At 69.6% G+C, this 21921-nt stretch carries 20 protein-coding genes; 15 read left to right on the top strand and 5 right to left on the bottom strand.

Annotation, left to right across the window (positions count from 1 at the left end; translation table 11 throughout):
- Positions 1–32 precede the first annotated feature (32 nt).
- Positions 33–2912 carry a leucine--tRNA ligase gene (leuS, locus tag ISO16_RS17105; RefSeq protein ID WP_072633784.1) on the top strand — a complete coding sequence of 960 codons (2880 nt, stop codon included), beginning with the start codon at positions 33–35 and terminating at the stop codon, positions 2910–2912.
- Between the two features lie 30 nt (positions 2913–2942).
- Here the strand turns inward: leuS and ISO16_RS17100 are convergent, their stop codons facing one another.
- Positions 2943–3758 carry an alpha/beta hydrolase gene (locus ISO16_RS17100; protein ID WP_006934383.1) on the bottom strand — a complete coding sequence of 272 codons (816 nt, stop codon included), beginning with the start codon at positions 3756–3758 and terminating at the stop codon, positions 2943–2945.
- Positions 3759–4050: 292 nt separating this feature from the next.
- On the opposite strand from ISO16_RS17100, the gene ISO16_RS17095 reads away from it, so the two are divergent.
- The 5 genes from ISO16_RS17095 (at position 4051) to ISO16_RS17075 (ending at position 9452) form a co-directional block, all read left to right on the top strand.
- Positions 4051–5421 (top strand): hemolysin family protein, encoded by a 1371-nt coding sequence (locus ISO16_RS17095; protein WP_072633783.1) that lies wholly within the window; start codon positions 4051–4053, stop codon positions 5419–5421.
- Complete coding sequence (locus tag ISO16_RS17090; protein WP_072633782.1) at positions 5414–6427, top strand: hemolysin family protein; 1014 nt, start codon at positions 5414–5416, stop codon at positions 6425–6427. Before ISO16_RS17095 ends, ISO16_RS17090 begins: the two co-directional genes overlap by 8 nt.
- A 126-nt stretch (positions 6428–6553) precedes the next feature.
- Complete coding sequence (locus ISO16_RS17085) at positions 6554–6937, top strand: nuclear transport factor 2 family protein (protein WP_072633781.1); 384 nt, start codon at positions 6554–6556, stop codon at positions 6935–6937.
- Positions 6938–7082: 145 nt separating this feature from the next.
- Positions 7083–8369, top strand: coding sequence for a hemolysin family protein (locus ISO16_RS17080; protein WP_072633874.1), 1287 nt, complete (start codon positions 7083–7085; stop codon positions 8367–8369).
- 51 nt (positions 8370–8420) lie between these two features.
- Positions 8421–9452 (top strand): DUF6777 domain-containing protein, encoded by a 1032-nt coding sequence (locus ISO16_RS17075; protein WP_083662354.1) that lies wholly within the window; start codon positions 8421–8423, stop codon positions 9450–9452.
- 7 nt (positions 9453–9459) lie between these two features.
- On the opposite strand, the gene ISO16_RS17070 is transcribed toward ISO16_RS17075, so the two are convergent.
- Both ISO16_RS17070 and ISO16_RS17065 read right to left on the bottom strand, forming a co-directional pair.
- On the bottom strand, positions 9460–10131 hold the full coding sequence (locus tag ISO16_RS17070) for an SDR family oxidoreductase (protein WP_043799138.1): 672 nt from the start codon (positions 10129–10131) through the stop codon (positions 9460–9462).
- Between the two features lie 9 nt (positions 10132–10140).
- Positions 10141–10803, bottom strand: coding sequence for a SanA/YdcF family protein (locus tag ISO16_RS17065; RefSeq protein WP_170914002.1), 663 nt, complete (start codon positions 10801–10803; stop codon positions 10141–10143).
- A 39-nt stretch (positions 10804–10842) separates the two neighbouring features.
- On the opposite strand from ISO16_RS17065, the gene ISO16_RS17060 reads away from it, so the two are divergent.
- A complete protein-coding gene (locus ISO16_RS17060) occupies positions 10843–11871 on the top strand; it encodes a PHP domain-containing protein (protein ID WP_006947543.1) in 1029 nt (342 codons plus the stop codon).
- Between the two features lie 4 nt (positions 11872–11875).
- Here ISO16_RS17060 and ISO16_RS17055 read toward each other — a convergent pair whose 3' ends face one another.
- On the bottom strand, positions 11876–12763 hold the full coding sequence (locus ISO16_RS17055; protein ID WP_043799140.1) for a spermidine synthase: 888 nt from the start codon (positions 12761–12763) through the stop codon (positions 11876–11878).
- On the opposite strand from ISO16_RS17055, the gene ISO16_RS17050 reads away from it, so the two are divergent.
- From ISO16_RS17050 to ISO16_RS17040, 3 genes are all read left to right on the top strand, one after another.
- On the top strand, positions 12762–13022 hold the full coding sequence (locus tag ISO16_RS17050) for a hypothetical protein (RefSeq protein WP_072633779.1): 261 nt from the start codon (positions 12762–12764) through the stop codon (positions 13020–13022). The two genes, ISO16_RS17055 and ISO16_RS17050, sit on opposite strands and share 2 nt — an antisense overlap.
- A 426-nt stretch (positions 13023–13448) precedes the next feature.
- Complete coding sequence (locus ISO16_RS17045) at positions 13449–14276, top strand: alpha/beta fold hydrolase (protein WP_029546763.1); 828 nt, start codon at positions 13449–13451, stop codon at positions 14274–14276.
- Positions 14277–14362: 86 nt separating this feature from the next.
- Positions 14363–14737 (top strand): helix-turn-helix domain-containing protein, encoded by a 375-nt coding sequence (locus ISO16_RS17040; RefSeq protein WP_029546762.1) that lies wholly within the window; start codon positions 14363–14365, stop codon positions 14735–14737.
- A 107-nt stretch (positions 14738–14844) separates the two neighbouring features.
- Here ISO16_RS17040 and ISO16_RS17035 read toward each other — a convergent pair whose 3' ends face one another.
- Entirely contained in the window at positions 14845–15507 is a 663-nt protein-coding gene (locus tag ISO16_RS17035) for a TetR/AcrR family transcriptional regulator (RefSeq protein ID WP_029546761.1), read from the bottom strand.
- 141 nt (positions 15508–15648) lie between these two features.
- On the opposite strand from ISO16_RS17035, the gene ISO16_RS17030 reads away from it, so the two are divergent.
- From ISO16_RS17030 to mhpA, 5 genes are read left to right on the top strand one after another with little or no spacing between them, the layout of a single operon-like run.
- Positions 15649–16782, top strand: a complete 1134-nt coding sequence (locus tag ISO16_RS17030; protein WP_029546760.1) for a VOC family protein — start codon at positions 15649–15651, stop codon at positions 16780–16782.
- Positions 16779–17717, top strand: a complete 939-nt coding sequence (locus ISO16_RS17025; RefSeq protein ID WP_072633778.1) for a fumarylacetoacetate hydrolase family protein — start codon at positions 16779–16781, stop codon at positions 17715–17717. The genes ISO16_RS17030 and ISO16_RS17025 overlap by 4 nt, the downstream gene beginning before the upstream one ends.
- On the top strand, positions 17714–19603 hold the full coding sequence (locus ISO16_RS17020) for an acyl-CoA synthetase (protein ID WP_072633777.1): 1890 nt from the start codon (positions 17714–17716) through the stop codon (positions 19601–19603). The genes ISO16_RS17025 and ISO16_RS17020 overlap by 4 nt, the downstream gene beginning before the upstream one ends.
- Positions 19600–19956, top strand: a complete 357-nt coding sequence (locus ISO16_RS17015) for a DoxX family protein (protein ID WP_065923265.1) — start codon at positions 19600–19602, stop codon at positions 19954–19956. Before ISO16_RS17020 ends, ISO16_RS17015 begins: the two co-directional genes overlap by 4 nt.
- Positions 19953–21494, top strand: a complete 1542-nt coding sequence (gene mhpA / locus ISO16_RS17010) for a bifunctional 3-(3-hydroxy-phenyl)propionate/3-hydroxycinnamic acid hydroxylase MhpA (RefSeq protein WP_072633776.1) — start codon at positions 19953–19955, stop codon at positions 21492–21494. The genes ISO16_RS17015 and mhpA overlap by 4 nt, the downstream gene beginning before the upstream one ends.
- Positions 21495–21921: the final 427 nt, after the last annotated feature.

The raw sequence follows: 21921 nt of genomic DNA, 5'->3' as shown, positions 1-21921 counted from the left end.
AAATGACGTCAGCCAAGTAGATAGCGACCACCGTGACTCGTCCTGCGCAGCCTTCCACACCGTCGTCCGACGCTACCCCGCAACACCGATACACCGCCGATCTCGCCGGCCGGATCGAGCGGCGTTGGCAGGATCTGTGGCGTGAGCGCGGCACGTTCAACGCGCCGAACCCGGTCGGCCCGCTCGCCGGCGACGTTCCCGAGGACAAGCTGTTCGTGCAGGACATGTTCCCCTACCCGTCCGGGTCGGGCCTGCACGTGGGTCACCCCCTCGGCTACATCGCCACCGACGTGTACGCCCGGTACCACCGCATGCTGGGCCACAACGTCCTGCACACGCTGGGCTACGACGCGTTCGGGCTGCCGGCCGAGCAGTACGCGGTGCAGACGGGCACGCACCCGCGCACCACGACCGAGGCGAACATCGAGAACATGCAGCGGCAGCTGCGCCGGCTGGGGCTGGGCCACGACGAGCGCCGCTCGGTCGCGACGACGGACGTCGACTTCTACCACTGGACCCAGTGGATCTTCCTGACGATCTACAACGCCTGGTACGACCCGGAGCAGAACAAGGCGCGCCGCATCGACGAGCTCGCCGCCGAGCTCGCCGCCGGCACCCGCACCCTCGCGGACGGCCGCGACTGGGCGTCGCTGTCGAAGGCGGAGCGGCTCGCCGCCCTCGACGAGTACCGGCTGGTGTACCGCTCGGACTCCCTCGTCAACTGGTGCCCGGGTCTGGGCACGGTGCTGGCCAACGAGGAGGTCACCGCCGAGGGCCGCTCCGAGCGCGGCAATTTCCCGGTGTTCCGCAAGCACCTGCAGCAGTGGATGATGCGGATCACCGCCTATTCCGACCGCCTCATCGACGACCTCGAGTACCTGGACTGGCCCGAGAAGGTCAAGACCATGCAGCGCAACTGGATCGGGCGCTCGCACGGGGCGCAGGTGACGTTCGCCGTCCGGGGCGAGCGAAGCGCCGCGGAATCCGCCGCCGGCCGTCCGGATGCCACGATCGAGGTGTTCACCACGCGCCCCGACACGCTGTTCGGCGCGACCTACGTCACGCTGGCGCCCGAGCACGCACTCGTCGACGAGATCGTCGCCTCTGCATGGCCGGAGGGTGTCGACGAGCGCTGGACCGGTGGCGCCGCCACCCCGGCCGAGGCCGTCGCCGCCTACCGGGCGTCGATCGCCGCGAAGTCCGATCTCGAGCGGCAGGAGAGCAAGGAGAAGACCGGCGTCTTCCTCGGCGCCTACGCCGTCAACCCGGTGAACGGGCAGTCGCTGCCCGTGTTCATCGCGGACTACGTGCTCACCGGGTACGGCACGGGCGCGATCATGGCCGTGCCCGGCCACGATCAGCGCGACTGGGAGTTCGCCACCGCGTTCGGCCTGCCGATCGTGGAAGTGATTGCGGGCGGAGATATCTCGGAGGAGGCGTACACCGGCGAGGGGGCGCTCGTGAACTCCGGCTACCTGAACGGGCTGAGCGTCGCCGACGCGAAGAAGGCGGTCGTCGCGAAGCTCGAGGAGTCGGGTGCGGGCACCGGCACCATCCAGTACAAGCTGCGGGACTGGCTGTTCGCCCGGCAGCGGTACTGGGGAGAGCCGTTCCCCATCGTCTACGACACCGACGGAAACCCGCACGCTCTGCCGGAATCTGCTCTGCCGGTGGAACTTCCGGACGTCGAGGACTATGCGCCGGTGTCGTTCGATCCCGAGGACGCGAGCTCGGAGCCGTCGCCCCCGCTGGCCAAGGCCGACGAGTGGGTGAACGTCGAACTCGACCTCGGCGACGGGCTGCAGCACTACACCCGCGACACCAACGTCATGCCGCAGTGGGCCGGCAGCTCGTGGTACCAGCTTCGCTACATCGACCCGACGAACCCGGACGAGTTCTGCGCCAAGGAGAACGAGGCGTACTGGACCGGTCCGCGCCCGCAGATCCACGGCCCGCACGACCCCGGCGGGGTCGACCTGTACGTCGGCGGTGTCGAGCACGCCGTGCTGCACCTGCTGTACGCGCGGTTCTGGCACAAGGTGCTGTTCGACCTCGGCTACGTCACCTCGTCCGAGCCGTACCGGCGCCTGTTCAACCAGGGCTACATCCAGGCGTACGCCTACACCGATTCGCGCGGCGTGTACGTGCCCGCCGACGAGGTCGAGGAACGCGACGGGAAGTTCTTCCACCGGGGTGAGGAAGTCCACCGCGAGTACGGGAAGATGGGCAAGTCCCTGAAGAATTCCGTTGGGCCGGACCAGATCTGTGACGACTACGGCGCCGATACGCTGCGTGTGTACGAGATGTCGATGGGCCCGCTGGACCAGTCCCGGCCGTGGGCGACGAAGGACGTCGTCGGGGCGCAGCGGTTCCTGCAGCGGGTGTGGCGGGCCGCGATCGACGAGGAGACCGGCGCGCTGCGGGTCACCGACGCCGAGCCGACCGACGAGACGCTGCGCGCCCTCAACAAGGCGATCGCGGGCGTGTCCGACGACTACGCGGGCCTGCGCGACAACACCGCCATCGCCAAGCTGATCGAGTACACCAACCACCTCACCAAGGCGTACCCGGACGGGGCGCCGCGGACGGCGGTGGAGCCGCTCGTGCTCATGCTGGCCCCGGTGGCCCCGCACCTCGCCGAGGAGCTGTGGTCGCGGCTCGGGCGCACCGAGTCGCTGGCCCACGGTCCGTTCCCGGTGGCGGACGAGAAGTGGCTCGTCGAGGACACGGTCGAGTACCCGATCCAGGTCAACGGCAAGGTGCGCAGCCGTATCACCGTGCCGGCCGACGCGGACCGGGAGGCGATCGAGGCCGCGGCGCTCGCGGACGAGAAGATCGCCGCCCTCCTCGAGGGTGCCGCTCCGCGGAAGGTGATCGTCGTACCGGGCAAGATGGTGAACGTGGTCAAGTAGGCGGCTGCGCCGCCGTGGTGTCCTTTCGGATCACCCCCGATCCGGAAGGACCCCACGCACGAAATCGACGACGTCGTCGAGCACGTCGTCACGGTTGGTCTCGTTGAAGATCTCGTGCCGTGCCCCGGGATACACCTTCGACGTCGACCGTGGTCCGGCGAACGTGGCCCAGCCTTCGCGGCTGCCCGGGAGCGGGACGAGCTGGTCGTCCTCGCCGTGCAGCCACAGGACGGGCACGTCGCCGACGGTGCCTGCCCCGGTGACGGCGTCGAGGCAACGCTGCAGTGCCTCGACGGTGGGCCGCTTGAAGGGGCCGTGCCAGACGAGTGGATCGTCCACGTACGCGCGGCCCACCTCCGGGTTGCGCGACAGCGTCGCGGGGTCGATGGGTGCGTCGGGGATCTCCTCCGCCGCGAGCATCGCCTCGAGGGCGGGCCAGCGGCCCAGCACCGGACCGGACAGCACCACCGCGGTCAGTTCGGAACCGTAGCGCTGGGCGTAGCGGGCGGCGATCAGCCCGCCCATGGAGTGCCCGACGAGCACCACCGGCAGGCCGGGATGCTCGCTGCGGGCCTTGACGTCGAGCAGACGGAAGTCGTCCACGACCTTCTCGAAGTCCCCGATCAGGACGCGTTCCCCCTCGCTGAGCCCGTGCCCGGCGTGGTCGACGGCATAGACCACGGCACCGTCGGCGATCAGTCGGGTGGCCACGTATTCGTAGCGGCCGGCGTGCTCGCCGTAGCCGTGGCACAGCAGCACGACGTACCGCGGGTCGTCGTGGACCCAGCACCGGGCGGACAGGGTGCCGGCGTGTCCGGGCAGGGGAAAAGCGGTGGTGTCGCTCATCGAGGCTCCTCACGATGTGGCCGTCTGCCAGAACAGCCAAGCACTGCCGACGGCTCCGGCGCGGTATTCGCGCCGTCGTCGCCCGGGTGTCGCGTCGTCGTGCGGTGCCGGACCCCTGTGACCGGGTCGGCACCGCACGAGGGAACTCGTCGGCGGCCCGATTCGTCGTATTCTGTGACAGGAAGTCGTCGTCTATTGCAGAGAGAGCCATGAGACGCGCCAAGCGCAAACCTCGAAGACCCTCCCCGCCCCCGAGTGACGCCCCGTCCGTCACCGCCCATCGGAGCCGACCGTGCTGACCGTCCTCGGTATCGCACTCGGCATCCTCGTGGTCCTGGCGATCACGGCCCTGACCGGCTATTTCGTGGCCCAGGAATTCGCCTACATGGCGGTGGACCGGTCCCGGCTCAAGGCGCGTGCCGAAGCCGGCGACGCCGCCGCGGCCCGCGCCCTGTCGGTCACCCGCCGCACCTCGTTCATGCTCTCCGGCGCTCAGCTCGGCATCACCGTGACCGGCCTGCTCGTCGGCTATGTCGCCGAACCGCTCATCGGCAGCGGTCTCGGGGAGCTCCTCGGTGGTGTCGGCATCCCGACCGCGGTCGGGGTGGCGGTCGGCACGGTGCTGGCGGTGTTGTTCTCCACCGTGGTGCAGATGGTCTTCGGGGAGCTGTTCCCGAAGAACCTCGCGATCGCCCGGCCCGAGCCGGTCGCTCGATGGCTGGCGCTGTCCACCACGCTCTACCTGAAGCTGTTCGGCTGGTTGATCCGGTTGTTCGACGCCTCGTCGAACCTGCTGCTGCGCGCGCTGCGGATCGAACCGGTGCACGACGTGGAGCACTCGGCCACCGTCCGCGACCTCGAGCACATCGTGGCCGAATCGCGCGACGCCGGCGATCTGCCCACGGAGTTGTCGACCCTGCTCGACCGGATCCTCGACTTCCCGACCCGCACCGCCGAGCACGCCATGATTCCGCGTGCCCGCGTGGACTACGTCCGCGCGGGGGAACCCGTGACGCGGGTGCTGGCGAGGATGAGCGAGGGCCACACCCGGTACCCGGTCGTCGGCTTCTCCGCCGACGACCTGCGCGGTGTGGTGCATCTGCACGATCTGCTCGCCCTGGACGCGACGACCGGGACGGCCGGGACGGTGTGCCGGCCCGCGGTGATCGTGCCCACGACGCTGCCGCTGCCCGATGTGCTGGCCCGGTTGACCGAGGGGCAGGAGGAGATGGCGTTGGTGGTCGACGAGTACGGCGGCTTCGCCGGCGTCGTCACCGTCGAGGACATGGCCGAGGAACTCGTCGGGGAGATCGCCGACGAACACGACACCGCCGTCGAGACGCAGGTGATCACCCGCCAGGGTGAGGGCTGGGTCATCCGCGGCGACGTGCACCTCGACGAGGTCGCCCGCACCCTAGACCAGGAGCTGCCCGAGGGCGACTACGAAACCCTCGCCGGCCTGGTCATCGCCGAGTTCGGCGGCCTGCCCGCCGTCGGCGACACCGTCGCGATCCCGCTGGAGCCCGACCCGGCCGATCTGGTGCACGAGAGCGCACCCCCGGCGCGGACGCTGATCGCCGAGGTCCGCGAGATCGACCGGCGTGTGCCGTCCTCGGTGCTGGTGACCGTGCGCACCGACGGCGAGGTGACCGGCGATGAGTAATCCCTGGATCGTGCTCGCCGTGACCGTCGGACTGATCGCGGCGAGCGCATTCTTCGTCGCGGTCGAGTTCGCGCTCATCGCCGCCCGCCGGCACCGCCTCGAGGACGCCGCCCCGCACAGCCGTGCCGCCCGCGCGGCGCTGCGCAGCGCCTCGGAGCTGTCGGTCCTGCTCGCCGGGTCCCAGCTCGGCATCACCGTGTGCACCCTGGCCCTCGGTGCGGTGACCAAGCCCGCCGTGCACCACTGGCTCACTCCCGTGTTCGAGGACTGGGGCGCTCCGCTCTGGCTGGCCGACGTCGCCGGCTTCGTCCTGGCGCTGATCATCGTGACGTTCCTGCATCTGGTGGTCGGGGAGATGGCCCCGAAGTCCTGGGCGATCGCGCACCCGGAGAAGTCGGCGACCATGCTCGCGCTCCCGATGCGCGCGTTCATGTGGTTGACCCGGCCGGTGATCGTGCAGCTCAACCACCTGGCCAACTGGTGCCTGCGGCGGGTCGGTGTCGTCCCGGTCGACCAGGTCGGCGCCGGACAGGACCCGGATGCGTTGCGGCACCTGGTCGAGCACTCGGCCACCGTGGGCACCCTCGACGAGCGCTACCACGGGCACCTGACCAGCGCGCTCGAACTCGAGGCCCTCACCGTCGGCGACATCGTCCGCCCCAACGCCCGCCCGAGCAGTGTCACCCCTGACGCGGACGCCGCGCAGATCCGGGACACCGCCCGGCGCACCGGGCACCTGCGGTTGCTCGTGCGGGGCAACGGGCACGTCGACGGGGTGGTGCACGTGCGGGACAGCCTGCACGCCGCGGCGGGGATCACCGCGGTCGAGTTGATGCGCCCGGCGCTGACCCTCGAGACGGCGGTGCCGGTGTACGAGGCGCTGCGCACCATGCGCGAGACCCGCAACCACCTGGCCACCGTCACCGACAACGGCCGGGTGGTCGGGCTGATCACCCTCGCTGACGTCCTCGAACGCCTGCTCCCGACGGCCGACGCGGGGGCCTGATCCCCCGGCGTGGGGATCCCGGTGCGCGGGCCGAGGCGCAGCGGCGGCAACGCCGGACATTCCCAGTCCCGGCGCGCGCTGCTAACCTCCGTTGCTAGAACACGTTCTAGCAACGGAGGTTTTCGCATGGCCCCGACTCCCGTCGCGATCCGCGCCACCGTCGAGTCCTACATCCGGTCGGTCGCGAAAGGGACCACCGACGAGGTGCTCGCCCTCTACGCCCCCGGTGCCACGGTCGAGGACCCGATCGGCACGGACGTTCGCACCACCGAGGCGTCCCTGCGTGAGTTCTACTCGATGATCGAGCCGCTCACCCAGACCGGCGAGTTGCTCACCCTGAGGATCGCCGCCGGCAACGCGGCCTTCCTGTTCCGGCTCACCACCCACCTCGGCGAGCAGGATCTCGTCATGGAGGTCATCGACGTCATGACCTTCGACGACGACGCGCGGATCACGAGCATGAAGGCCTACTGGAGCCAGGAGGACATGCAGACCCTCCCCGCCTCCTGAACCCGAACTGTTTCACGTGGAACATCCCCCTCCGGAGGCCGTGCGATCGGTATCCGAACCGCCGCCGCGTTCCTAGACTGGGAGCCGTATCCCGCGTCTTCCCGGTGAGGAGACACGACATGGCCGACGGTCCCGGGTGGCCGCCATGACCGGGTCGGCGCTCGTCGACATCCTGCTGGTCCTGGTGTTCGTCCTGATCGGCGGCGTCTTCGCCGGCACCGAGCTGGCCCTGGTGTCGCTGCGCGAGAGTCAGATTCGTGCACTCGAGGAACGCGGCCGGCGCGGCCGCCGGACGGCCGCGCTGGCGAAGGATCCCAACCGTTTCCTGTCCGCGGTGCAGATCGGCGTCACGGTGGCCGGGTTCTTCTCCGCTGCCTACGGCGCCTCGACCATCGCACCGAACCTCGCCCCGGCCCTCGAGTCGTGGGGGCTGCCCGCCGCGGCGGCGAGCGCCGCCGCCCTCATCGGCACCACACTGGTGATCGCCTACCTCTCCCTGGTGCTCGGCGAACTCGTCCCCAAGCGCATCGCCCTGCAGCGGGCCACCGGGGTGTCGCTGCTGACCGCACCGGCCCTGGACCGGTTCGCCACCCTGATGCGACCGGTGATCCGGCTGCTGTCGGTCTCCACCGACGGACTCGTCCGGCTGCTCGGAGCCGACCCGGCGCGCCGGAGCGAGGAGATCACCCACGAGGAGCTGCGCGAACTGCTGCTCGGCCATTCGGCAGTGCCGGAGGACGAGCGCACGGTGCTCGCGGAGGTGTTCGACGCCGGACAGCGATCGCTGCTCGAGGTGATGCGTCCGCGCACCGAGGTCGACTTCCTGCCCGCCGGCACCCCGATCCCGGCGGCGCGCGAACAGGCGCTGGCGGGTACGCACAGCCGGTACCCCGTCGTCGGATCGTCGCTCGACGACGTCGTGGGCTTCGTGCACCTGCGCGACCTGCTGCTCGCCGATCCGGCGAACGCCTCGACCGTCGCCGACGTGTGCCGGCCCATCCTCTCGTTGCCCGGCTCCAAACCGGCACTCGCGACACTGTCGCTGATGCGCCGGAACAACGACCAGATCGCCCTCGTCGTCGACGAGTACGGCGGCACCGCCGGGATCGCGACGCTCGAGGACATCGTCGAGGAGATCGTCGGCGAGATCGGCGACGAGTTCGAACCGACCGAGCAGGCCTCGGTCACGCCCGCTCCGGCGCAGCCCGAAACACAGCAGGTGGACGGTCTGCTGATCGTCGAGGACTTCGAACGCGCCACCGGGATCGGGCTGCCCGAAGGCCCCTACGAGACCGTCGCGGGGTGCATGCTGCACCGCCTCCAGCGCCTTCCACGACTCGGCGACAGCATCACCGTCGACGGCCATCGCCTCACCGTGAGCGAGTTGGACGGCCGTCGGATCGCCCGCCTCCGGCTGACGCCCGAGGGCTGAAGCCGACCGAAACCACCCGAGATGCGGAGGGGTTCCGCCTACCATGGGCGGGTGGCCGCCGGCACCGCTGCGCGCGGATTCGGGATGGTACTCGCGCTGACTGCGCTCGCCGTGGGGGGATGCTCCACGGACGGTCCGTCGCGAACCGAGCCGGTACGCCTGGACCTCGCGACGTCGCGCGGTGAGCATCCGTGGAGCGTCCTGCTCCTGCCCGACCAGGTACCGGTCGCCGTTCCACCGGCACCGCAGGCCGAGCTTCCCGTTCCCGACGACGGCCCGGTGACGGTGTCCGGAGACCGGACCGGGCTCTACGGCGGCAGCCTGGAGCGCGAGCTGTGCGACCGCGAGCGGCTCGCCGGCACGCTCGAGCAGGACCCGGCCAAGCAGGAGGCCTGGCTCGACGTGTTCGACGTCGCCGACGCCCGGGGATACCTGCGCACACTGACGCCGGTGCTGCTGCGTGCGGACACCCGGGTCACCGATCACGAGTATCGCGGCGGGCGCGCGGTGCCCGTGCAGTCCGTCCTCGAGGCCGGAACCGTCGTTCTCGTCGACGACCGGGGCGTCCCCCGCGTGCGGTGTGCACCGGGGAGCCCGCTGCTCTCCCCCGTCCTGTCCTCGGGTCAGGATCTCGAAGGCGAGGGCTGGTCGGGCCTCGACGAGGAACGGCTGTTCGTGGTGCAGCCGGGTGCGGCGCCCGTCGGTGAATTGACCGTCGTCGACGTCACCACCGGCAATCTGCTGGCGGTGCCCATCGGTGCCGGCCCCAAGCAACCGGCACCCGGGGCGATCGACCCGGTACCGCCGCCCGCACCGGAACCGTCTCCCGCGTTGGTGCCGGACGTGGACATTGCGGCGCCCGCGCCGCGGGCCCCGGCGCCACCCCCGGAGCCGCCGCCACCACCGCCGCCACCGCCACCGCCACCGCCACCGCCGCCTCCCCCGCCGCCTGCGCCGGAGCCGCTTCCCCCGGCACCGGCACCGGCTCCGGCGCCTGCCCCGGCGCCTGCCCCGCCGCCACCACCGCAGATCCGCATCCAGCTGCCGAACGGGGCGCCGGTCGTGATTCCGCTGCCGTTCTGACGACGGCTCAGCGGGGCCGCAGCACGATCTCCGTCGGGTGCGCGTCGGCCGGTGTCTGGACCGCCTGGCGCACTGCGCGCGCCACGGTCGACGCCTTCAGGAAGCGTTCCGGTTCGTAGGTCCGGCCCTCGCTCGCGACGATCGCACGCTGCATGTCGGTGTCGATCCGGCCAGGATGCACCGATGTCACCCGCAGCGCCGGCTCCTCCTGCCGCAGGACGTCGGAGAACGCGCGCAACGCGAACTTGCTGGCGGCGTACGCACCCCAGCCGGCCTTCGCGTTCAGCCCGGCCCCCGAGTTGAGCAGCACGACATGGCCGTTCGCGGCCCGCAGCGCCGGCAGGAGCAGACGCGTCAGCTCCACCACCGCCACCACGTTCGACTCGAACATCTCCCGCCACTGCGCGATTCCGCCGTCGGCGATCGTCCCGAGCTCGGCGAGGCCCGCGTTGTGCACCAGCACGTCCAACCGGTCGATGCCCGAGCAGGCCGTGGCCACCGCCTCGTGGTCGAGCAGGTCGACCGGCCACGGCACCGCCTCCGGGATCTCCTCGCAGATCGCCCGGAGCGACTCCGCGCGCCGGCCCCCGAGCAGCAGGTCGTGGCTGGGGGCGAGTTCCCGGGCGATGGCGGCGCCGACGCCGCGGCCGCCACCGGTGATCAGGGCTGAAGGTCGCATGCGACGACCCTAGGCGAGGATCCCGGTCGACGTGCCGTCCGTGGCCGACCCCACGCGCGGCGGCCGCGGAAAGTGCATCTCCACAAGCGCTTTCGGCCGCGACAGCAGATACTCGCGCAGCACGTTGCGCACCCGGGTGCGCAGCCGGCAGTCGCACCCGGCCACCACGCCGGCCATGTCGATCCCTGCGCGCCGCCCCAGCGCGACGGCCCGCGGAAGATGGAAGTCCTGGGTGGCGATCAGGGCCGTCGTCACGCCGTAGACCTGTGCGGCGCGATGGCAGGTGTCGTATGTGTCGAGCCCGTAGGGGTCGGTGGCGATCACTTCCCGTCCCACGCCGTGCGCCACCAGATAGCCGGTCATCGCCGCGATCTCGTCCCCGGACCGGCCCCCCGCGTCGCCCGAGACGAGCACGCTGCGGGCGCGGCCGTCCGCGAGCAGAGCGACGGCGACGTCGAGGCGCCCGCGCAGCATCGGCATGGGCCATCCGTTCCGGACCCGGGCACCCGGCACGATCACCACCGGCGCCGTCGGCGCGTCGGCGAGGGTGTACAGCCGCCCCGCCGCGGGCGCCGCGACCCGGGCCGAGACCCCGGCCAGCGCCAGCGTCCCTCCGGCCACCCCGATCGCGGTTCCGGTCACCGTCCGCCGCCACCTCGCATTTGTGCGCATGTGCCCCACGCTACGGACCGCCGTGGCGAGAATGGACGCATGGACCCGGTGGACGCCCTGCGGGAGGTCGCGTTCTGGCTCGAACGCGACCGGGCCGAGAGCTACCGCGTGAAGGCCTACCGCCACGCCGCCGACGTCGTCGCCCGGTTGAGCCCCGAGCAGCGCGCCGCACGGCGCCGTACGGACAGCTGGACCGCCCTCGCCGGCGTCGGCCCGAAGACCGCCACCGTGATCCGGGAAGCCTTCGACGGGGTGCCCGCGTACCTGCAGCAGCTGCGCGCGGAGGCCGAGCCGATCGGCCGCGGCGGTGCGGAACTGCTGGAGGCCCTGCAGGGCGATCTCCACGTGCATTCGGACTGGTCGGACGGTGGCAGCCCGATCGCCGAGATGATGCGGACCGCCGCGGCACTCGGGCGCCGATACTGCGCGCTCACCGACCATTCCCCCCGGCTGAAGGTGGCCAACGGGCTCACGGCCGAGCGGTTGCGCACCCAGTTGGGGGTCGTCGCCGACCTCAACCGCGTCCTCGCGGACAGCGGCCGCCCCTTTCGCATTCTCACCGGGATCGAGGTGGACATCCTCGACGACGGCACCCTCGACCAGGACGAGGGTCTGCTCGCCGAACTCGACGTCGTGGTGGCGAGCGTGCACTCGAATCTGCGGGCCGACCGGGCGGTCATGACGAAGCGGATGCTGAAGGCGGTGCAGAACCCGCACGTCGACGTGCTCGGGCACTGCACGGGCCGGCTGGTGCAGGGTGGGCGCGGCACCCGCCCGGAGTCGCGGTTCGACGCCGAGGCGGTGTTCTCGGCGTGCCGCGACCACAGCACCGCGGTGGAGATCAACGCGCGCCCGGAGCGGCAGGACCCGCCCGAGCGGCTGATCGACCTCGCACTGAATCTCGGTTGCCGCTTCGCGATCGACACCGACGCGCACGCGCCTGGACAGCTGGACTGGATCGGGTACGGCTGCGAACGGGCCGCCGAACGCGGGGTCGAAGCCGGGGACGTGATCAACACGTGGCCGGTCGAGGACCTGCTCGCCTGGACCGCCGGCCGGACGGGTTGACGGGTCAGCCGGTGGCCACCTCGTCGGCCGGGACCGTGGCCGGCGGGCGGCACTCGGCGTCGAGGAGGACGCGGGCGTCGGCGGCGAACCGGCGGACCTGTGCGTCGGTCCAGACCTGGGCGGGCACTCCCCCGCCGAGCAGGTCCCTGGCCAGGGCCGGGGACTGGCCGAGCGGTGCGTCGCTGCCGGCGATGACGATGTTGCCGTAGCGGCGGCCCTTGAGCATCGCCGGATCCGCGATGATCGCGGTGTGCTCGAAGATGCTGCCGATGGTGGCCGCCTCCCGCCGGGCGGTGGTCAGATCCCGGGTGTCACCACAGTTGACGACGTAGACGCCGCCCGCATCGAGCACCCGGCGGGCGTGCCGGGTGAACTCGACCGTGGTCAGCGCGACGGGTGTCCGGTTGATCGCGAAGACGTCGCGGACGATCACGTCGCGGGTCGCGTCGGTCAGCGAGGCGAGGACCGCCCGCGCCTCCCCCACCCGGATCCGCAGCAGCGGGGCACGGGGCAGGTCGAACCAGTCCCGGACGAGTTCGGCGAGCCGGCCGTCGATCTCGACCACCACCTGCCGCGCGTTCGGATAGGTGGCGGCGAGGTAGCGGGCCATGGAACAGGCCCCTCCGCCGAGGTGCAGCACGCGCAGCCGCTCGTCCCGGGGCCGCTGTGATTCGAGCAGTTGCGCGATCCACCGCATGTACTCGAATTCGAGCAGCGTGGGATCGGCGAGATCGATGTGGGAGCTGGGCACCCCGTTGACCTCGAGCACCCAGCCGTCCGGCAGGTACCGGTCCTTGACGAGCTCGCAGGTGCCGGTGTCGATGTCGTAGATGCCCTCGGCCGGACCGCGACCGGACCCCGGCGCGGCCCGACGCTCCCGCTGCCTGCCCATGACATCGAGGGTAGCCGGGCCGCGAGGGCCGTCGGGATCCGGTCTCCGGGCGCGCTCGGTCGGCGCGCTCCGAGGGTTCCTGGCCGAGGGAACCGAGCGCGCCTACGCGAAGGACTACCGACTGCTCTTCGGGTTGCTGTATCGGCACGAGAAGTACTGGGACGAGACCGATTACGAGGAGATCTACGACGACGAGTTGTCGCGTCGGCGGTCGGTGGACAACTCTCGCCGCATCGGCGGCAGCACATGGGCGCGATAGTTGTTTGCGGTCAAGCACGGGATTGGTTGTGCGACAGTGGTTTACATCTGTATGGAGGTGGGGGACCGCTGCCACCGGACGGGGTGGGAGGACCGCCTCGACCGTCGCGTGCGGACCCGATCCGGGTGATCGGCGAAAGGGAACGCCCCCTCCCGCCGCCCACGGCGTGTCCCGCTCTGTGTCATCGGGTTCATGGTGCATCGCCGGTGTCGCGCGTGAGGGCCTACGTGAGCGTACGGAATGTCGGATATGTTGTCCGACAATGCCTCTGCGCGTCCGGGCTGCGGCTCGCCGACCGCCCCCCGCCCGGCGGGCCTGGTAGCTCTCTAGCTGATGTGAAGCTTGCAAGCAAGCACCCCGAGGGGTAATCTGTCTCACAGTCGCGTTGCACTCCAGGCGCGGGGTCAACCGAGAGGCGGTCATCCCATGCAGAAGAAGACGCCGAGCGCTTCGACGCTGGAAGAACCACAGTTCATGAAGACGGCGGGGCTGCGTGTCCGCTACCGAGTCCGGGGCGACGGGCCGGCCCTGCTGATGATCAACGGTATCGGCCTCCCCCTGGAGTTCTGGCGTCCACTCGAGGCCCGGCTCGGGCGGTTTCGGACCATCACGGTCGACCCGCCGGGGTCCGGGCATTCCTCGGTCCCCCGCGGCCGCTTCGGCGTCCGCGAGCACGCGGGCGTCATAGATGATCTCCTCGAGCACCTCGGGATCGACTCGGCCGGCGTGCTCGGCCTGTCGTTCGGCGGGATGGTGGCGCAGGAGCTGGCGCGCCGGAGTCCCGGACGCGTCGAGAGGCTCGCGCTTGCCTCGACGAACTGCGGCCTGGGCGGCATGCCCAGCCCGCCGAGGGCGCTGACCGCCGTCTTCAACCCGGTGAGCTTCTACTCCCCGGCGTATTTCCGCAAGGTCGCCCCGCTGATCTACGGCGAGGGGATCGTCGACGATCCCGCGCTCCTCGACGAGCACCTCGAGATCCGCCGGGACTGCCGGCCGTCGTTGCGGGGCCATGTCGTCCAGCTCCGCGCGGCCTTCGAGTGGACCAGTCGACCGTGGCTGCGCCACCTGCCGATGCCCGTGCTCGTGATCGCGGGGAGCGACGATCGGCTCGTGCCGACCGTCAACGGCCGGATCATCGCCAAGGCCGTCCCTCACGGCCGCCTGGAGATCATCGACGGGGGCAGCCACCTGTGCGTGCTCCAGGAGACCGCCCGGGCGGCGCAGCTCATCGGGGACTTCCTCGATGAGGACTGAGCCGGCCGTGCCCTGCGATACTGCGCACCTGTTCCACGGGCTTCGAGCGTGTGTTCAGCCCCGAGCGTGTCAGTAAACTCGCGAGTATGAGGAGACCGTCGGCACAGCTCGGGGAAATCATCCGACGGCAGCGAGAATTCAACAAGTTCACCCTGCGGCAGTTCGCCGAGATGGCCGGGATCTCGAATCCGTACCTCTCGCAGATCGAGCGCGGACTGCGCGCCCCCTCGGCAACCGTCATCGATGCCATCGCACGCTCGCTGAACATCAGCGCCGACATTCTCTACGAGCAGGCCGGCTTTCCCGCGGGCGACCGCGACGGCGACGACGCACGTGCACGAATCGAAGCCGCCCTCGAGGCCGACCCGGCCCTCGCGCCTCGACAGCGACGCGCCCTGATGGAGATCTACGACGCCATGGTGATGGCGGGTCCGGTTCCTCGCCCGCGCCGCCGCAGTTAGTCCTCGCCGCGTGATGCTCGGCAGTCGATCCGCACCAACGATTCGAGGTTCCAGATCACGGCGGGTGGGAAGCCGCGCCTGCCGACGATCCTGACGAAGCAGACGAGCTATGTGGCGGTTGCGGCTGGGGGCTGATAGTCGGCGTCGGGTAAGGGGCGTCGGCAGATTTCGTGGGCTTCGTCGGCCGAGACGCCGAACATGCGCAACAGGTCCTCGGTGACCTGGTCGGTGGCCTCCGCGTCGTCACGTTCGGGGTGGTCGTGCAGCAGTTGACCCAGGCATAGCGCGGCGCCTGCTGCGATTGTCATGGCCAGTTCGGGATCGCGCACGCTGAACCGGCCCGACCGGGCAGCTGCCTCGATGTCCCGGCGAGCTCTCGGCGCCAGGCCCTTGTCCGAGCCGATCAGACTCAGACCGTTGCTGAGCAGAACCTTGCTCAGCTCGGGATTCCTGCGATGGAGGCGTCCGGTCAGACGGAAGCTCTGCGCAAAGACCTGGGCGGGGTCGTCCAGATCCGCGGTCAGTTCGTCGAGCACCGCCCCATGGCGGTCGAGGGCCTCCTCCACGGCAGCGTGGAAGAGCTCCTCTTTGGTCTGGAAGTGGTTGTAGAAGGACCCCATCCCGACATCTGCGGCTTGGGTGATCTCGAGAATCGGGGCGGTCGGTTTCCCTGCCGCCATGAACGACTGGGCTGCGCGTACGAGTGCGGCGCGGGTGCGCGCCTTGCGCCGGTCCAGACGGTTCGGTGCATCGGTGTTCTGCTCGGTCATGCCTGCGTGCCCTTCTCTCTGATCCGTCCGACCTGGCCTTACCCTACGGCGCGTCATCAATTGTGACGAATTCCTCAAAAACTCTTGACTGACGATATCTTCGTAAGTGACGATATCGTCATAACTTGAAGGGAGTGGTCCATGAGTGTCCACCATGACCCGCATTCCGGACTGCACAGTGAGCAGGGCGCGCTGGCGGGCGAGCACCGGGGGAAGGCCGCCGAGCCGATCATCAAGGTGTTCGACCTCGCGTGGCTGGAGTTCGAGAAGCCCGACCTCGATCGGGCGGAGGCGTTCGCCCATGCCTTCGGTTTTGCGACGGCGCTCCGAACGGCGCACGAACTACAGTTGCGCGGCACAGACCCCGGTTCGCCCTGCGTGCTCATCCGCCGAGGCCCGCGTTCGCGGTTCGTCGGTCCCGCCTTCCGGGCAGCCGACTCGACCGACGTGCTGCGACTCGCGGACGCAGTCGGAGGTGCGGTCGTGCCCCTCCCCGAGAGCCTCGGCGGGATCGCTGTCGATCTCGTGGATCCAAGCGCTCTCGGAGTCCGCGTGGTGTCCGACACGTTCGAGTTGCCGGCGCTGGCCGCCCAGGCTCCGCTCCACTTCAATTTCGGACACGACCGCGGGCGGGTGAACGCCACCCAGCGGCCACCCCGCGCGCCGGCCACCGTGCAACGGCTCGGTCACGTCGTGCTCCAGACGACGAAGTACCTCGAAACGCTCAACTGGTACCTCGAGCACCTCGGACTGATCGTCAGCGACTTCCTCTACTACCCGGGGCAACGGGCCCGGGGCCCGATCATGAGCTTCATCCGCTGCGACCGGGGTGCCACGCCCACCGACCATCACACCCTCGCGATGGTTCTCGGCCCGGCCAACCGCTATGTGCATTCGGCATATCAGGTCGCCGACCTGGACTCCCTCGCGGCGGGAGGCGAGTACCTGCTCGACCGGGGCTACCGCCGGTCCTGGGGCATCGGCCGGCACATCCAGGGCAGCCAGATCTTCGACTACTGGCGCGACCCCGACGGATTCATGGTCGAGCACTTCAGCGACGGCGATCTCTTCGACAACACGCTCGAGGCGGGCTGGGCACCGATGACCGCGTCCGGACTGGCCCAGTGGGGGCCGCCCGCCACCAAGGACTTCCTCGGACTGAGCCCCGGTCGGGACTCACTCCAGGAACTGCGCGCCATCGCCCTCGCGCTGCGCGCCGACAACGAATTCGACCTCCACCGCCTACGCGGCCTTCTGAAAGTTGCCAGCTCATGACCATCTCTGTCCTCCGCACCGCCGACGCCTGGTGGGTCGTCACACCGACGGGTGCCGCCCGGGTAGACACCGAGGCCACCACCACCGCTCAACTGCTGGCCGACCGACCAGCCGTCGAGGCAGCGGCGTCCAGCGAGGGCACCGTGCCCGTCGAGACCCTCTCGTTGCTCTCCCCGGTCACCGCCCCCTGCCGTGTGGTCGCACAGATGACGAACTTCACCTCGCACGTCAAGGACGCCGGGATGAACCCCGACACCATTCCGTTGACCTTCTTCCGAAAGGCATCCGGTTCGATCGGCGGTCCCCACGACGACGTGATCCGTCCTGCCCATGTCCGGCTACTGGACTACGAGGTGGAGATCGGGCTCGTCTTCGGGCGTGAACTCCCCGTCGGCACCACGATCACCGCAGACACTCTCGCCGATCACGTCGCCGGCCTGGTTGTCACCAACGACATCTCCGCGCGCGACGTCCAGCTTCCCAAAACGCAGTTCTACGAGGCCAAGTCGTACCCGACGTTCACCCCGGTCGGCCCCGCGCTCGTACTGCTCGATGCCGACGAACTGAAGCGGTTCACCGACCTGCGCCTGCGGCTCTGGGTCAACGGTGAGCCTCGCCAGAACATGACCGTTGCCGACATGATCTACCAGCCGGCCGAGACTCTGCAGGCGCTGACCCGGTTCCAACGCCTCGATGCCGGAGACCTGCTGCTGACCGGAACACCGGTCGGGACGGCGCTGAGCGCCCCACCGAAGCCGATCGAAATCCTCTCCTCCCTGCTGCCGCCGGCCGTCAAATGGAAGCTCTTCTTTGCGGGCCAGGCCCGGAATTCGAACTATCTGCAGGACGGCGACGTCATCGAAGCCACCGTCGCCACAGACGACGGGACGATCGACTTGGGGCGGCAGCGCACGGTGGTGAGGTACGCGCGATGACCACCGACCTGCTGTGGCCGCGGTACGCAGCGCCCACGGATGTGACGGCGATCGAGGCCGTGCCGCTGAGAGATCGGGGGCTTCCGGAGTCCACCTATGCCTTGCTCACCCGAGCGGCCCGCATGTGGCCGGACCGCCTCGCGCTCACCGTCCTCCCGGACGCCGCACGGTGGCGGGAGCCGTTGCAGCGCAGTTTCTCCGAACTACTCGACGATGTTCACCGCTATGCGAACCTGCTCCATCGTCTGGGCGTGCGGCGCCACGACCCGGTCGCCTTGATGGCGCCCAACTGCGCCGAACTGATCCCCGCGACTCTCGCCGCGCAGCTTGCCGGCATCGCTGCCCCCATCAACGCGGCACAGTCGCAGCAGCACATCGCTGAACTGTTACGCCGCTCAGGTGCCCGGGTACTCGTCGCGGCCGGTCCGGAACTTGCGGCCGACACATGGGAGGTCGCGCACGAGATTGCCGTGAGCGGAGGGGTGGATGCAGTGCTGGCCCTCAGGCCCACCGGTGCCGCCGGCGTCCCTGCGGACCTGCCCGAAGTCGACGGAGTGCGGATCGGCTATTTCGGTGCGCTGTCGGCCGACATCGACTCCTCCGGCTTCGCCGGTGATCCCCCTCGTGGGTTCGACATGGCGGCACTGTTTCACACCGGTGGTACCACCGGTGTTCCGAAGCTGGCCGCCCACACCCACGACAACGAGGTCGCCAATTCCTGGATGCTGGCCGCGAACTCGTTGTGGGACCAGGACTCCGTGGTATTCGCCGCCCTGCCGCTGTTCCATGTCAATGCCTTGATGGTCACGCTGTTGGCACCGCTGTTCAAGGGCCAGGGTGTGGTGTGGGCCGGCCCGCTCGGCTACCGCGACCCGGTACTGCTCAGCGAATTCTGGAAGATCGTCGAGCACTACCGCATCGCGTCGATGAGCGCGGTGCCCACCGTATACGCGGCCCTTGCGGAGCGCCCGGTCGACGCCGATATCAGTAGTCTGCGATTCGCCATGGTCGGAGCGTCGCCTCTGCCGACTGCGGTCGTCGAGAAGTTCCGGGAACACACGAGTGTGCCCCTTCTCGAAGGCTACGGCCTGACGGAGGCAACCTGCGCGAGTGCACGCAGCTTCACCGACGCGCCACGACCCGGCGCGGTGGGCCTACGGATGCCCTATCAGCAGGTCAAAGTGGTACGCGTCCGCGAAGACGGCAGCTGGGAAGACCTGCCCACCGGAACGACCGGCGTGCTGGCCATCAGCGGTCCGACGGTGTTCGCCGGCTACGCTGTCGCCCACGACGAACACGGACACGTGCTCGACGGTATGGGCAAACTGGTCGACGGGTGGCTCGATACCGGCGACCTGGCGCGCGTCGACAGCGACGGTTTCATCTACCTGGTCGGACGCGCGAAGGACGTCATCATCCGGGGCGGGCACAACATCGATCCAGCGGTCATCGAAGACGCCCTACTGGCCCATCCGCAGGTCACCGCGGTCAGCGCGGTGGGACGACCCGATGCCCACGCGGGCGAAGTGCCCGTCGCGTACGTCACCGTTGCCGCAGACGCCGGCATCACCGAGGATGAGCTGCAAGCCTGGGCGGGTGAGCGTGTCCCCGAACGGGCCGCGGCACCCAGAACGGTGACCATCCTCCACGCCTTGCCCGTCACGGCGGTGGGCAAGCCCTACAAGCTCGCACTGCGCGCGGACGCGACACGGCGCGAGCTCGAGCAGGCCCTCGCCACCATCGCAGGGGTCGACAGCATCCATGCGTCCGTAGCGGACGGTTCGATTCTTGCCACTGTCGAGATCGACGGATCTGCCGGCGAACCGGCGGTCAAGGCGATCTTGGACCGATATGCGATCAATTGGAAGGTAATGGTGCGCAAATGATTACCGCATCCCTAGTTCTGGCGGTCTCGCTCGCAGTCCTCTACCTCCTGCTCGGCGTGAGCAAGATGGCGGCAACCTCGCCGATGCGGGAACGGGCAGCCCACGTTGGTATTTCCGTCAGCACGTATCGGGGTATCGGTGCGCTCGAGGTCGCCGGTGCAGCCGGTCTCCTGCTCGGCGGACTCGTGCCGGCGCTCGGCGCCGCGGCCGGCGTCGGGCTCCTGCTCCTGATGGCAGGGGCCGTCGTTACGCACGTACGCAACGGAGATGGATTGCGTGAGATGACGCCCGCCATCCTCGTCAGCGCGCTGATCCTCGCCTACCTCGCCGTCCTGTTCGGATCGATCCGATGAGCGAGCGGGTTGTCCCGGTCGTCATCGTCGGTGCCGGACCCACCGGACTGACCGCCGCCACGCTGCTTGCTCAGCACGGGGTCGAGTGCCTGATACTCGAGCGCTGGGAGGGCGTCTATGCGCAGCCGCGGGCGGTCCACCTCGACGGTGAGATTCACCGGATCCTGGCGCACCTCGGGATCGCCGACGAGTTCGCGGCGATCTCCCGGCCGTGCCTCGGGTTGCGGCTCCTCGACCGGGACATGCGAATTCTCGACGAGTTCCACCGAGACCCCGGCCCGGGCGTACACGGCTACCCCGAGGCCAACATGTTCGATCAGCCGCAGTTCGAGGAGATCCTGCGCGCCAATCTGGAACGGTACCCAGGGGCCTCTCTGCGCGGCGACGTCGAAGTAACCGGGCTGGCCCACGACAAGACCGGCGGCATTCGCGTCGACTTCACCGACCGAAGCACCGGCGTGCACGAATCGGTACGGACCAGATACGTGTTGGGCTGCGACGGCGCCAACAGCATGGTCAGAGAACAGATTCAGGCAACGATGCGGGATCTGAAGTTCGAACAACGCTGGCTGGTTGTCGACGTCGCCACCACCGCGGACCTCGGCGAGTGGGAGGGCGTGCACCAGGTGTGCGACCCCGTGCGCGCGGCAACGTACATGCGGATCGGAAAAACGCGCTACCGCTGGGAGTTCCGTCTGAAGCCCGGTGAGAGCGCCGAGGACTATCGCAAAATGGCCCGACTGCATCCCCTCATCTCGCCATGGACAAGGAACACACCGGCCGAAGACCTGGAGCTGGTCCGTCTGGCCGAGTACACCTTTCGAGCCCGAATCGCGGACCGATGGCGCGACCGGCACGTGTTTCTGCTGGGCGACGCCGCCCATCTCACACCGCCGTTCATCGGACAGGGGATGGGGGCGGGGATGCGGGACGCGATGAACCTCGCCTGGAAACTTGCAGGCGTCCTCCGCGGGGATCTGCCTGAGAGCGCTCTGGACACCTACGAGATCGAACGCAAGCCCCACGCACTGGCGCTGATCCGGCGGGCCAAGTTCGTCGGAATGGCCATGACCGAGGGCGGCGAACTCGGTAATCTCATCCGCCGCGTCGCCCTACCGCTGTTGCACCGCGTGCCGGGCCTCAGCGACAAGATCATGGACAACGAGACCCCGGCTCTCCGCCGCTCCAGTCTCATCGAGCGACCCCGACTACGCAGAAGCCGAGCGGGCCGCCTGATCCCGAATCCGGTCCTCGACGAGGGTCGCCGATTCGCCGAGGTCGTCGCCGGCCGGTTCGCGGTGGTCACCTCCGTCTCCCCGACCCCGGAAGAACGCACCGCCATCGAACAACAGGGTGGCACAGTCCTGCTGGCCCGGCCGGACACCGATCTGAACCGCTGGCTACGCCGCGGCCGGGCGCGCGCTGTCATCGTCCGGCCCGACGGCGCCGTCCTTCGTAGCGGCAACGAACTGTCCGCCCTCTGCGCCGCCCTGCCCCGCTTCCACACCGACCACTCGGCAACGTTCCTCACACAGTGAGCCACCCCTGACGGGTCTCCACTGCGCACGCGTGCGGATGCTCCGAGCTGCCGGCCGCCGAGTGCTCACGCCACGTCATCCTCGATTCCGACCCGATTCCCCCGCGCTTCGCCGACTCGGACCGGTGGTGTGGTTGTCGCGACAGGGAGTGTCCGATAAGGACACTCCCCATCGGCGACCGACGGACCGCACCCGCGCGGGGGCGTGTGGCGGGTCCGTCGAGACCCCGGCGGATGTGGGTCGGTAGGGCCGTGCGGCGGTTCCGACCCTACGGTGCGGCCTCCGGTATGCGGGCTGTCGGCAGGTGGCTCGTGCCGGCAGTCGCGGAGGTTGAGGCGGCGAACTGTCAGCAGGACGAGGGTGGGGACGCCGATCAGCAACAGGACGGGGGCAAGAGCGTCGAACATCGGGATTCTCCGATCGGAGT

Source organism: Rhodococcus sp. M8, assembly GCF_015654185.1.
Taxonomy (GTDB): domain Bacteria; phylum Actinomycetota; class Actinomycetes; order Mycobacteriales; family Mycobacteriaceae; genus Rhodococcus; species Rhodococcus aetherivorans.
This window is presented reverse-complemented; position numbering and strand designations above follow the sequence as displayed.

Bases quoted from the DNA above. Each gene is read 5' to 3' on its own strand.
- ISO16_RS17085 (WP_072633781.1), top strand. From the start codon at position 6,554: ATGGCCCCGACTCCCGTCGCGATCCGCGCCACCGTCGAGTCCTACATC.
- ISO16_RS17025 (WP_072633778.1), top strand. From the start codon at position 16,779: ATGACCATCTCTGTCCTCCGCACCGCCGACGCCTGGTGGGTCGTCACA.
- ISO16_RS17080 (WP_072633874.1), top strand. From the start codon at position 7,083: ATGACCGGGTCGGCGCTCGTCGACATCCTGCTGGTCCTGGTGTTCGTC.
- ISO16_RS17070 (WP_043799138.1), bottom strand. From the start codon at position 10,131: ATGCGACCTTCAGCCCTGATCACCGGTGGCGGCCGCGGCGTCGGCGCC.
- ISO16_RS17045 (WP_029546763.1), top strand. From the start codon at position 13,449: ATGCAGAAGAAGACGCCGAGCGCTTCGACGCTGGAAGAACCACAGTTC.
- ISO16_RS17015 (WP_065923265.1), top strand. From the start codon at position 19,600: ATGATTACCGCATCCCTAGTTCTGGCGGTCTCGCTCGCAGTCCTCTAC.
- ISO16_RS17065 (WP_170914002.1), bottom strand. From the start codon at position 10,803: ATGCGCACAAATGCGAGGTGGCGGCGGACGGTGACCGGAACCGCGATC.
- ISO16_RS17100 (WP_006934383.1), bottom strand. From the start codon at position 3,758: ATGAGCGACACCACCGCTTTTCCCCTGCCCGGACACGCCGGCACCCTG.
- ISO16_RS17030 (WP_029546760.1), top strand. From the start codon at position 15,649: ATGAGTGTCCACCATGACCCGCATTCCGGACTGCACAGTGAGCAGGGC.
- ISO16_RS17060 (WP_006947543.1), top strand. From the start codon at position 10,843: ATGGACCCGGTGGACGCCCTGCGGGAGGTCGCGTTCTGGCTCGAACGC.
- ISO16_RS17055 (WP_043799140.1), bottom strand. From the start codon at position 12,763: ATGGGCAGGCAGCGGGAGCGTCGGGCCGCGCCGGGGTCCGGTCGCGGT.
- ISO16_RS17090 (WP_072633782.1), top strand. From the start codon at position 5,414: ATGAGTAATCCCTGGATCGTGCTCGCCGTGACCGTCGGACTGATCGCG.
- ISO16_RS17020 (WP_072633777.1), top strand. From the start codon at position 17,714: ATGACCACCGACCTGCTGTGGCCGCGGTACGCAGCGCCCACGGATGTG.
- ISO16_RS17035 (WP_029546761.1), bottom strand. From the start codon at position 15,507: ATGACCGAGCAGAACACCGATGCACCGAACCGTCTGGACCGGCGCAAG.
- ISO16_RS17050 (WP_072633779.1), top strand. From the start codon at position 12,762: ATGACATCGAGGGTAGCCGGGCCGCGAGGGCCGTCGGGATCCGGTCTC.
- mhpA (WP_072633776.1), top strand. From the start codon at position 19,953: ATGAGCGAGCGGGTTGTCCCGGTCGTCATCGTCGGTGCCGGACCCACC.
- ISO16_RS17040 (WP_029546762.1), top strand. From the start codon at position 14,363: ATGAGGAGACCGTCGGCACAGCTCGGGGAAATCATCCGACGGCAGCGA.